We start from the raw sequence: 11049 nt of genomic DNA, 5'->3' as shown, positions 1-11049 counted from the left end.
GGGTCCTTCCCGTTGCAATCTTTGCTTATCAAAAGCTGGAGCGGAGCCACCGCCGGACAACCGCCCTACCGGGACCAGTACGAACCGGATGGGAGGAAATCGGCGGCGGCTCCACCGAAATCACTGAACCGACTGAAATCAGACGGTGGCCACGTCCACCGGAACGCCGGGGTTCATGGTGGAGGTGATGGTGACCTTGGTGACGTAGCGGCCCTTCACCGTGGTCGGCTTGAGACGCTTGATCTCGTCGGCAACGGCCTTGAAGTTCTCGTCGAGGGCCTTCTCGTCGAAGGAGAGCTTGCCCACGAGGAAGCTCAGGTTGCCGTGCTTGTCCACGCGGAAGTCAACCTTACCGCCCTTGATGTCCTTGACAGCCTTGGTCACGTCCATGGTCACGGTGCCGGTCTTGGGGTTCGGCATCAGGCCACGGGGACCGAGGATACGGCCCAGACGGCCGACCTTGCCCATCATGTCCGGAGTGGCGACCACGGCGTCGAAGTCGAGGAAGCCGCCCTGAACCTTGGCGATCAGATCGTCATCGCCGACGATGTCGGCGCCGGCCTCGGTGGCCTCGGTGGCCTTCGGGCCACGGGCGAACACGAGCACGCGGGCGGTCTTACCGGTGCCGTGAGGCAGGTTCACGGAACCGCGAACCAGCTGGTCGGCCTTGCGGGGATCCACGTTCAGGCGGTACACGGCCTCGACGGTCTGGTCGAAGTTGTACTCGGGCATGCTCTTGAGCAGGGCGATGGCCTCGTTGGGGGTGTACAGGTTGCTGCTATCGATCTTCTCGGCAGCGGCGAGGTACTTCTTGGAACGCTTTACCATGTGTCCTTCTCCTCTCAGTCCGTAACCGTGATGCCCATGGAACGGGCGGTGCCTTCGATGATCTTCATGCCGGCTTCGATGTCACGAGCGGACAGGTCTTCCATCTTGATCTCGGCGATCTCGCGGACCTGAGCCTTGGTGACGGAGCCGACCTTGTGGGTCAGCGGGTTTTCGGTGCCCTTGTCGACGCCAGCGGCCTTCTTCAGCAGAGCCGCGGCCGGCGGGGTCTTCAGGATGAAGGTGAAGGAGCGGTCTTCGTAGACGGTGATCTCAACAGGGATGACCTGACCCATCTTGTCCTGCGTCTGGGCATTGTATGCCTTGCAGAAGTCCATGATGTTCACGCCGTGGGAACCCAGGGCCGGGCCCAGCGGCGGGGCCGGGTTGGCCTTGCCAGCCTGAATCTGGAGCTTGATCAGCGCCGAGACTTTCTTCTTAGGAGCCATTGTATGGTTCTTCTTTCTGTGAAGCGGTCAGACGGAACCCGTTCACGGCGCATGGCACGACCGTTCGAGATCGAAAGGACGACAACGAGCGAATCCATGCAAAACCGCGGAGGTTTTCCTCCCGCAACCGATTATTGCTATGTGCTGTGCTAGCGGGATAAACCCTCCAGACACAAGCTTTCCTATTATGCACGATGTCGTGGACAATCGTGGGCGGTGTCGTCACGCATGCCATCCGCATACAAACGGGCCGCGCCCCGCACGATCCAGTGGATCGATGACGAGACGCGGCCCGACAGTGACTATCGACGCAATTCAGCACGTTCCGTACAACTCAGTACAACTCAGTACCGCATCACTCAGTACGTTCAGTACAACTCAGTACCGCAGACCGAATCCGTACTCGTAGTAGTTGCCCTCGGCGTCGCGGTACGCGTACGCCTTGCCGTTCTCGTCCTTCATCGACTCGGGCATGTACTTGTCCTTGTCATATCCAGGCACGTCGTTGGGGCTTACGCACACGCCGTCCGCGTTCACGGCGATCACCGAATCGTCCTTGGGCAGGGTGATCGGCAGACAGCCGACCGCCGGATAACGGCCGACGATCACATCCACGCACGCCTTGGTGTACGTGTCGTAGCCCACCACGAGCGCGTCGACATGACGTTCGATGTTGCCCGGCATCCATGCGAGCGACACGTTGAGAGAGGCGATCGCCTTGCCGCCATGCGCGTGCACGGCGTCGGCGATCTCAGCGATGCGGCCCACGCCGTACAGCGTGGTCTCCTCATGCGTGCCCTCGGAGGACGGACGCCCCTCCGGATCGGTGTCGCACACAGTCTTGTTCTCGCATACGTCGATCTCAAGATAACCCTTGGTGGCGCTGAAGTAGTTGCCAGATCGCGGATCGGCATACAGCAGCGCGTAATCGGCGGCCGCGGGATCGTCGGTGAGCGTCAGGCCGAAATCGGACTCCAGCATGGCGCGCAGCGAGGCGGTGCTCTTCTCGCCGGTCTCCTTGTCCTTGCCGAACGCCTCGGCGTACACAAGCCTCCCGTCGGTCTTCTCCGCGTTGATCGGCAGCGTGCGACCGGCGTTCTTCAGCAGGGTCACCGAATCGCAGTGCACCTCGTAGGCCTCATCCCAGTCGTCCGGCGTGGCGACCACGGATTCGGCAACGGACGGATCGCGATACGGGTTGTCGAACAGGCCGAGCGTGAACTTCTCGGTCAGCGTACGCGTGACGGCGCGGTCGAGCGCCTCGTCGCCGAGCGTCACCTGTTCGCGCGTGTATCCTTCCGGCACGTCGTGCGTGTCGTAGTAGTCGTTGTGCGCACGCTCGTACGCTTCCTTCGCCTCGGTGACACTGAACGCGCCGGAGATCACGTCGACGCCGTTGTTGATGGCGAGCGCCACGCGTTCGGGCACGGACAGGTCCTCCACGCCCCACGCCATCATGTGCGTGATGCCGGAGTCGGAGTTGACGTAGCCCTTGAAGCCCATCTGGCCGCGTAGCAGTCGCTGGATGAAGAACTCGTTGAATGCGAATCCGACGGGCTGCCAGTCGATCGGCTTGCCGTTGAGATCGTACTGTTCGGCGCTTTTCGCCTTGCTCGGCTTGGCGTAGTACGGCATGATCGACGCCGCGTTGCGAGCGACGGCCACCTTGAACGCGGGAAGATGATATGTTTCGAGGCTGTTCTCGGTCTGGTACACGTTCCACTGGCCTTCGGCGTAGTGCGGGTCGAAGCCGTTTTCGCGCGCACCGCCGCCCGGGAAATGCTTGACGGTCATGGCCACGCCGTCGCGGGTGAGCTCGTCGCCACCTTGGACGGCGGGGATGAGGTGGTCGAAGATGTCACTGTTGAGCTTCGGGTTTTCGCTGAACGTGCCGTAGGTGCGCTGCCAGCGCGGGTCGGTCATGGTGTCGGCCATGTACATGTAGCCCTTTTTCATGCCGACGGCGTCCCATTCGCGACGGATGACGTTGCCGAAACGGTCGATCACGCCCATGTCGCCGGTGCCGATCACCGCCGCCGCGATGCCAAGTGTTCCCGGCCAGGTGGCGAACACGCCCTGTGCCTCGTTCATGCCGAACACGGCCTCGCCGTTCTCGTTGCGGGAGTTGCTGAGCACCTGTACCGGCACGCCGTGTTCGGTCTCCTCGGCCACGGCGTTGAGCTGGTTGATCCAGTCGACGAGTTCGCGTGTGGTGGGGTTGGCGCGCAGGATCAGGTTGCGCAGTTTGAGCGTCTGCAGCGAGTACTTGGTGCCCCATGTTTTTTCGGCGCTGAAGATGGAGTCGGCCTCTTCCACGATCTGTTCGCTGAGCAGACCGGTTTCGTCGCGCTGTTCGCCATCCTTGAGTTCCTGACCCATGCGCCACGAGTTGGTGAAGATCATGCCGATCTTCTCATCGACGGTGAGTTCCTTGACAAGCGATGCGGCGCGTTCGGCCGGCGACTTGCGCCAGTCCTTGTAGTCGTCGAGTTTGCCGGAGCCGTCGAGATCCTTGAAATACAGGCCGTCCTGTTCGATGACGGGCTTGCTGACGACGCCGATGGTGGGGCCGTCCTGGTTGTCGTAGTACTTGACGATGTCGCTTGCTTTCGTGGTCGCGGTGGTGGTCATTGGTCGTCCATCCTTTCGAGGAGCCGGCACCCCCATTGGTACCGCACTCTTGCCTTCATTCTGCCCGACTTGGTTGGACGACGGTTTTTGTTCCCACAGTTTTCCATGTGCGAATTTGGACCAGCAGCGTGGCATCCCAGCGCTTTGCATGTCGGAATGGGAGGTGCTCGACAACGGGATTGAGCCGATCATGGCTGTGGACTTCACTGATGACGAGTGGGATATCGGATGGTTCAGACTGGCTTGCGTCCTCGGACTGCATCCTCGGACAAAGGCAGATGGAGAGGATCGCGCGCAGTTTCCCGTGATAATCGCGAAATGCATGTCCTATCTGCAAGTTCTGTGCGGATTCCCGGATCCTGCGGACAACTATCTGCGAGTTCTGTGCGCCCTAGAACGGAAACGCGAAGTATGATGCGCGGAATTCCAACGTTCATACTTGGGATTTCCGGTTTGGAACGCACAGAACTCGAAGATAGATGTCTGCACAAGGCTCGAATCCGCACAGAACTCGAAGATTGCCGAATAATTGCAGTGCATGCACGGCAATAAGCTCCACAGCCCATCTAAGGAGCGGGCATGATCATCCCCTGACCTCCGGCGTCCGGGGACAAGCTTTATGGTTTAGCTGCCATCCTGCGTTCTTTAGCAAACGAAAAAGCCGCTCCGAAGAGCGGCTTGACGTTAATGCGCGATGATGCGCTTGGCGGCGACTATTCGACCACCTTTTCCACCTGGTTGAAGTCGAGTTCCATCGGCGTATCGCGACCGAAGATGGACACCAGCACGGTGAGCTTCTGCGTGGCGGGCGACACCTCGGAGATCACACCGGACATACTGGCGAACGGGCCGCTGTTCACGGTGACGGTCTCGCCGACCTTGTAGATCACCTCGACGGTGCGCTTGCGGGCGGCGGCGGGCTTGTCGCCGGCGGCCTTGAGCGCCTCGGAAGCGATCATCGGGGCCATCATGGAGACGACCTCCTTGCGGGTGAGCGGCGCCGGATCCTTGGTCGGGCCCACGAAGCCGGTGACGGCCTCGGTCTCACGGACGATGCGGCGGGCTTCCTCGTCGGCGGTCATACGAATGAGCACGTAACCGGGGATCAGCACCTCGGTGGCGACCTTCTTGCCCTTGGCGGTGTGCTTCTCCACCTCGTGCATCGGGATCTCGCACTGGAAGATCTGATCCTCCAGCCCGAACGACGCCACACGGGACTCGATGTTGGCCTTCACGCGCTTCTCGTAGCCGGAGTAGGTGTGCAGCACGTACCACTTGCCAGGCAGAGTACGCAGTTCACGCTCGTACGCCTTGACGGCACGCTCGCCGGGGTCGTCGTCCGTCTCGGAGTCGGACTCGGCTTCGGCGGCCGCAGCGGCAGTGTCATCAGCGTCTTCAACAGTGTCGTCAGCCGATTCGGCCTCGGCGTCAACGGATTCGGCGTCATCGTCTGCGACGTCTTCAGCGGAATCCACAGCGTCGTCGGCAGCAGCCTCGTCGGCGTTCTCGACAACGTTCTCCGCCTCGTCGGTGTTCTCGACGGGTTCGGTCGCGGGGGCCTCGACGGCCTCGTCGTTCACATCAAGTTCATCAGTCATAACAGGCATCCTTTAGAAATTCAAGAATTCAGTATGATATCCAGCGTCGATTCTACAGAAGCCGCGAACGATACGCGATACGACGATGAATCAGCCGAAGATGAGCATTACGAGCTTGCCCAGTCCGAAATCAAGGCCGGTGACAAAAAGCATCAGGAAGATGACGAAAATGAACACGGCAATGGACCAGAGCACCAGTTCCTTGCGGGTGGGGGTAACGACCTTGCGGAGCTCGTCAATGATCTGCTTGATGAACAGGCCGATACGCATGAAGACGTTTGGCTTCACCACGTTCTCTTCAGCGTTAGATTTCTTAGCCATGACCACCCTCACTGGTTTATGCAACCGTTGTTCATCTCTAGCAGGGAAGGCGGGACTCGAACCCACAACCTACGGTTTTGGAGACCGTTGCGCTACCAATTGCGCCACTTCCCTAGGTAACCTCGCCTATCATACACACACCCGCGAACGAGAGGTGTTAGGCAGGCGGCGAACCGCCAAGAGGTCATAGTAGCGGCTTTTGCCAATGAAGTCCAGCCACCACGGGTTTTTTATGAGAAACCGAAGAAAATAACGGCGAGTCGCGCGCTTGCCCGCACGATTCATCCCCTGCAAACGGTCATGATTATCGCGCCAAACGGTCATGATTATCGCGCGGCCATCATCATGGGACCGTCACCGTGTGGCCATCATGCGATCACCGCGTGTCGCATGCCATCGCGACGTCACACGGACCGCCAGCACCACGTGACACTAGCTCAAGATCGTTGAAATTGCAACGTTTCCACACGCCCATCACGTGGGCCGGCCGGACCACGTGACGCGACCCGACCCACGTGACGGGGATTTGAACCATCCAAGCGCGCCACGTGATGCGACCCGCCCCTTGTGACGCACTGCAGATCGCCCGAACCAGACAACCGCCGAACGACCATCCAAGACAAGCAGCCCAAGCCAAGCGTTACGTGGGCCGTGTTACGTTACGTGGGCCGTCCGCGCCACGTAACGCCAGTTCAGGATCGTTGAAATTACAACGTTTTTGCAGGCCCGTTACGTGGGCCGCGCGGCCCACGTAACGCCGCACGGCCCACGTGACGGGGAACTGACGATCAGCGACCCGCAAGGCAGGATAAGATTCAGGCGGCGACCCAATCCTGGAAGCGCTTCATGCCCTCGGCGAGCTGATCGTCGGCCAGAGCGTAGGAGAAGCGCAGATAACCGGGGGCCCCGAACGCCTCGCCCGGAACCGCGGCGATGTGAGCTTCGTCAAGCAGCAGCGCGGCCAGTTCGGACGACGTGGCGGGCACGGATCCGTTGGGGCCGAGCGGCTTGCCCAGCAGCGCCTCCACGTTCGGGAACGCGTAGAACGCACCGGTGGGCGTCGGGCAGTCCACGCCGGGGATCTCGTTGAGCGCGGCCACGATGGCACGGCGACGCTTGTCGAACGCCTCGCGCATCACATGCACCTCGTCGAGCGGACCTGCCACGGCGGCGAGCGCGGCACGCTGCGACACGTTCGCCACGTTGGACGTCATGTGTCCGGAGAGCTTGGCGGCGGCCTTGGCCACGGGTTCGGGGGCGATGAGCCAGCCGACGCGCCAACCGGTCATGGCATAGGTCTTGGCCACGCCGTTGAGCACGATGAGCTGGTCGCGCACCTCGGGAACCACGGCACCCACGTAGGTGGTCTTCGCATCGTCGTAGTTGAGGTGCTCGTAGATCTCGTCGGAGATGACCCACAGGTGGTTGGCCACGGCCCATTCGCCGATGGCGCGCACGGTCTCCTCCGGCCACACCGCTCCGGTGGGGTTGGACGGGGAGTTCAGCACGATGGCCTTGGTGCGCTCGGTGCGGGCGGCCTCGAGCTGGGCCACGGTGGGCGTGAAGTTCTGGTCGGAGCCGGAGAATACCTCGACGGGCTTGCCGCCGGCCAGCTTGACGACCTCGGGGTACGACGTCCAGAACGGAGCGGGAATGATCACCTCGTCGCCGTCGTTGAGCAACACCTGGAACGTCTCATAGACGGCCTGCTTGCCACCGTTGGTCACCACCACCTGCGAGGGCTCCACGGCGTAACCGGAGTCACGCAGCGTCTTGTCGGCGATGGCCTGACGCAACTCGGGCAGGCCGGCCGTGGGCGTGTAGCGGTGGTTCTTCGGATCGCGGCACGCGTCGGCGGCCACGTTCACGATGTAGTCAGGAGTAGGGAAATTCGGCTCGCCGGCACCGAATCCGATCACGTCCACACCCGCGGCCTTAAGGGCCTTGGCCTTGCCATCCACCGCAAGGGTGGCGGAGGGGGAAACGGAGTTGATTCGGTCGCTAAGGGTCTGCCATGCATCGAGTTCAGCCATGGTTTCCAGCCTATAACCAGACGGCGAAAAACAACAGACCGAATCCAAATCAGCCGAACCCGAATCAGCCGAACCCGAATCAGCCCTGCGACCGATTCGTTCAATATCGGCATCGTTCTAAGCTGTAATCATCAACGATGCAGAGAGATCGAGAAACCAAGAGAAGTCAGGGAGACGCTGATGACCAGCCGTCGGAATCGAAATGAAAATCGATATGAAAATCGAAATAATAATCGTAGTGAAAGCCCACATCATGCGAATGCGATCGGCCGTCATGCCGGCGCGCGAAGCCGTACCGCATCGTTGATGATTCTCATCGTGGCGGCGCTTGTTGTCGTGCTGGGCGTGGCGATGGGCGTGAACACGTTGCACTCGCAGTCGATGGATTCAATGGGATCGATGAGGACGACCGAGCCGGGCACTGCGACCGCACCGAACTCCTCCATCACCGCACCGGCGAGCAAATCCGCCGTGCCGACCGCCGATCCCGGTGACATCGTGATGGGCGTGAACGGCGACGAGAACACGGTCGTGCTCAAGGGCGAACAGTATCTGGAGGCGGGCGCCCATGCGAGCGAGCCGACGGATGGCATACTCAACGATCGCATTCGCACGTCGGGTTCGGTGGATACGTCGAAGCCCGGCGACTACACGGTCACGTACAGCGTTGCGGATTCGTCCGGTCATGTGGCGCACACCGATCGCACGGTGCACGTGGTCGATTCGATGGACAAGCAGTCCGGCGGCGTGCCGGTGCTCATGTATCACTATGTGTATTCGGCGAGCGCCGCACCCGATCATCTTGACGCGAACTATCTGCTGGATTCGAAGCTTGAGGAGCAGCTGAACTATCTGTCGGCGAATGACTTCTACTATCCGTCGTGGCAGGAGGTGGCCGAGTATGTGGCAGGCACGCATTCGCTGCCGAAGCGCAGTGTGGTGCTCACGTTCGACGACGGCGAGGAGGGGTTCCTGCATTACGGCATACCGCTGCTGGCGAAGTATCGGGTGCCGGCAACGTCGTTCATCATCGCCAGTGATGCGGATGCGTCGCAGAAGGTGGTGGCGAATGCGAATGAGTTCGTGCAGTTCCAGTCGCATTCGTTTGACATGCATCGTGCGGGTGGCACGGTGGGTCATGGTGGCAGGATCAGCGCAATGACACATGCGGAGATCGTGGATGATCTGACGAAATCCACGACGATCGTTGGCACGAATCAGGCGTTCGCGTACCCGTTCGGCGATACGACCGACGATGCCCGTGCCGCGGCTCGCGAGGTCGGTTTTCTGTGCGCGTTCACCACGAAGTATGGCCGCGCGAATACCGGCGACGATCCGATGGCACTCCCCCGCGTCCGGGTCAGCGGCGATCAGTCCCTCGCCAGTTTCGAAGCCTCCGTGCAGTAGTCGCTGTAGCAGCAGTAGCAGAGTCGTGGACGAATGCACGCGCATCCGGCGAACTCATCCGCGGCCAACGCAGAGCCGCAGTAATCGTGGAACCGCAGTAGTCGTGGGAGAATGAACCGGTAGTTATGGACGAACCGGATCTACGGTCGTCGCTCACGTTCCTATGACGTTTATAGCGTCCACGATCGCGATCGCGACTTCCACGGTTTTGGATTTCAAAACCCCGACGCAGCAGATTGAGCACGACAAGCAGATGAATCCAGCCACGCCTTGATGTCTTCACGCCTTCATTCACATCCATGGCTGCGGCAACTTCCATGCGGTACGTGACTGCGGATGTTCACGGCAGACCACTTCCACCAGGGATGAGCCCGATGTTTTGGGGAAGAAGAACTCCGATATGCTCGCGTTGCTTCATGAGTCAACGAGTAGACGGACCGAAGTACGGAGCGGCATGACCCTGTACGACACCAAAACCTTATGCCCGTACGACACCAAACCTTATGATTCCGCATATGACTCCGCATCGCGCGACCCCACACAGACGGGTCGACAGATGTTGGCGCGACGCGTCCCGGCAACGAGCATTGGCGGGATGGCAACAGGACTCCAAGCTGCTCGCGGCACAGGCTGCTCGTGCGACACAGGTCATTCGCGGCAAAGGCTATTCACGGCAAAGGCTATTCACTGTACAGGCTGCTCGTGCGACACAGGTCATTCGCGGCAGAGAATGCGCAAAAGGGATATTTCTCCGTTCTCTGCCACGACCTCTGGCAGAGAATGATGATACAGCCCAATTCATCATTCCCTGCCATAAATCGTGGCAGAGAAGTCGATATTTCAGCAAAATGACATTCTCTGCCACACAGTCATGGCAGAGAACGCAGATTCGTCATTATTATTCGTTCCCTGCCACGGATCCATCAGGGACTAGTCCCACTGCTATCCAAATCCAATGCAGCAGTACCGAATATTGGACTTCCTTGTATCCATGACCAGTCGTAGCGGGAAATTTCCGTGGCAGAGAATGACCAAAAAGCATAATTCCGTATTCTCTGCCACAGTCGCTGGCAGAGAACGACGATACAGCCCAATTCATCATTCTCTGCCACGACGAGGCCGCCCCATTGCGCTAATGCCACGCGCCCCGTCCGGCTTCCCCGGGTTCGTCCAGCTCGGCGAAAAGATCGACCGACGCCGCTACGACATCATCACGACCATCCGCAGCGGACTGCACAACGCCAGACTCGATGCCGTGAACAACACCATCAAAATTGGCTAGGAACCGTTAGACCACAGTGTGCATTTGTTCTGAGTAATCGCGGTGTTCCAAGTGTTTCAAGTGTTCCGAGTGCGATATCCGAGGAAAACCCGGTACGGGCCGGTTCCCTATCAGGACAGACATCATTATTTCGACTATTCCGAGGTAATTCACTGTCGTTAGTTGGAGTGCGCTCCGGTTGAGCACAATTTGGCCTAACACAACCAACACCCGCACAAACACCAGAGCCATTGCCCAACAAATCGCGGACGCAATGCCCTCGGGAAGATCACAGAACTCCAGCCCGCTCAGGACCACCGCCTGACTTCTCAAATCCCTAACCCCGGTATACCCAAAATCCCTCATACACCTCCCCAAGGAATCCGAAGAGCCTCATCCCGACAAGGCCGACCCCCACTCCCCGCGGAAACCGAAGGACCAAACCCAACAAGCTCAGACTCCCCACTCATCCTCCCAAAGAGACCGAGAGACCCAACACAGCTCATGCGCCCTTCAAAGAAACC

General features: G+C 60.1%; 8 protein-coding genes and 1 tRNA gene. 2 read left to right on the top strand and 7 right to left on the bottom strand.

Annotated features, from left to right (window positions below; translation table 11 throughout):
• Positions 1–138: 138 nt before the first annotated feature.
• The 7 genes from rplA to BTIS_RS02055 all read right to left on the bottom strand — a co-directional run bounded on the left by rplA (position 139) and on the right by BTIS_RS02055 (position 7857).
• Positions 139–828, bottom strand: a complete 690-nt coding sequence (gene rplA / locus BTIS_RS02090) for a 50S ribosomal protein L1 (RefSeq protein ID WP_094662204.1) — start codon at positions 826–828, stop codon at positions 139–141.
• Between the two features lie 14 nt (positions 829–842).
• Complete coding sequence (gene rplK / locus BTIS_RS02085) at positions 843–1274, bottom strand: 50S ribosomal protein L11 (RefSeq protein WP_094662202.1); 432 nt, start codon at positions 1272–1274, stop codon at positions 843–845.
• 378 nt (positions 1275–1652) lie between these two features.
• Complete coding sequence (locus BTIS_RS02080) at positions 1653–3905, bottom strand: glycoside hydrolase family 3 protein (protein ID WP_094662200.1); 2253 nt, start codon at positions 3903–3905, stop codon at positions 1653–1655.
• A 713-nt stretch (positions 3906–4618) separates the two neighbouring features.
• The gene (nusG, locus tag BTIS_RS02070) at positions 4619–5503 is read right to left on the bottom strand and encodes a transcription termination/antitermination protein NusG (RefSeq protein ID WP_094662196.1); all 885 of its coding nucleotides are present in this window, start codon (positions 5501–5503) and stop codon (positions 4619–4621) included.
• A gap of 90 nt (positions 5504–5593) precedes the next feature.
• Positions 5594–5824 carry a preprotein translocase subunit SecE gene (secE, locus tag BTIS_RS02065; RefSeq protein WP_094662194.1) on the bottom strand — a complete coding sequence of 77 codons (231 nt, stop codon included), beginning with the start codon at positions 5822–5824 and terminating at the stop codon, positions 5594–5596.
• 41 nt (positions 5825–5865) lie between these two features.
• Positions 5866–5938 (bottom strand) — tRNA-Trp (locus tag BTIS_RS02060).
• Positions 5939–6639: 701 nt separating this feature from the next.
• Entirely contained in the window at positions 6640–7857 is a 1218-nt protein-coding gene (locus BTIS_RS02055) for a pyridoxal phosphate-dependent aminotransferase (RefSeq protein ID WP_094662192.1), read from the bottom strand.
• A 318-nt stretch (positions 7858–8175) separates the two neighbouring features.
• On the opposite strand from BTIS_RS02055, the gene BTIS_RS02050 reads away from it, so the two are divergent.
• Positions 8176–9264, top strand: a complete 1089-nt coding sequence (locus BTIS_RS02050) for a polysaccharide deacetylase family protein (protein WP_245819219.1) — start codon at positions 8176–8178, stop codon at positions 9262–9264.
• 1135 nt (positions 9265–10399) lie between these two features.
• Positions 10400–10546 (top strand): transposase, encoded by a 147-nt coding sequence (locus BTIS_RS11635; protein WP_143248838.1) that lies wholly within the window; start codon positions 10400–10402, stop codon positions 10544–10546.
• Positions 10547–11049: the final 503 nt, after the last annotated feature.

The sequence above is a fragment of the Bifidobacterium tissieri genome (assembly GCF_002259645.1).
GTDB classification, from domain to species: domain Bacteria; phylum Actinomycetota; class Actinomycetes; order Actinomycetales; family Bifidobacteriaceae; genus Galliscardovia; species Galliscardovia tissieri.
Note: the sequence above shows the minus strand (reverse complement) of the source record. Positions and strands in the feature narration are given on the sequence as shown.

What these genes read in the sequence shown, in the direction of transcription:
- rplA (WP_094662204.1), bottom strand. Translation starts at nt 828, where the DNA reads ATGGTAAAGCGTTCCAAGAAGTACCTCGCCGCTGCCGAGAAGATCGAT.
- BTIS_RS02055 (WP_094662192.1), bottom strand. Translation starts at nt 7,857, where the DNA reads ATGGCTGAACTCGATGCATGGCAGACCCTTAGCGACCGAATCAACTCC.
- rplK (WP_094662202.1), bottom strand. Translation starts at nt 1,274, where the DNA reads ATGGCTCCTAAGAAGAAAGTCTCGGCGCTGATCAAGCTCCAGATTCAG.
- BTIS_RS02080 (WP_094662200.1), bottom strand. Translation starts at nt 3,905, where the DNA reads ATGACCACCACCGCGACCACGAAAGCAAGCGACATCGTCAAGTACTAC.
- secE (WP_094662194.1), bottom strand. Translation starts at nt 5,824, where the DNA reads ATGGCTAAGAAATCTAACGCTGAAGAGAACGTGGTGAAGCCAAACGTC.
- BTIS_RS11635 (WP_143248838.1), top strand. Translation starts at nt 10,400, where the DNA reads ATGCCACGCGCCCCGTCCGGCTTCCCCGGGTTCGTCCAGCTCGGCGAA.
- nusG (WP_094662196.1), bottom strand. Translation starts at nt 5,503, where the DNA reads ATGACTGATGAACTTGATGTGAACGACGAGGCCGTCGAGGCCCCCGCG.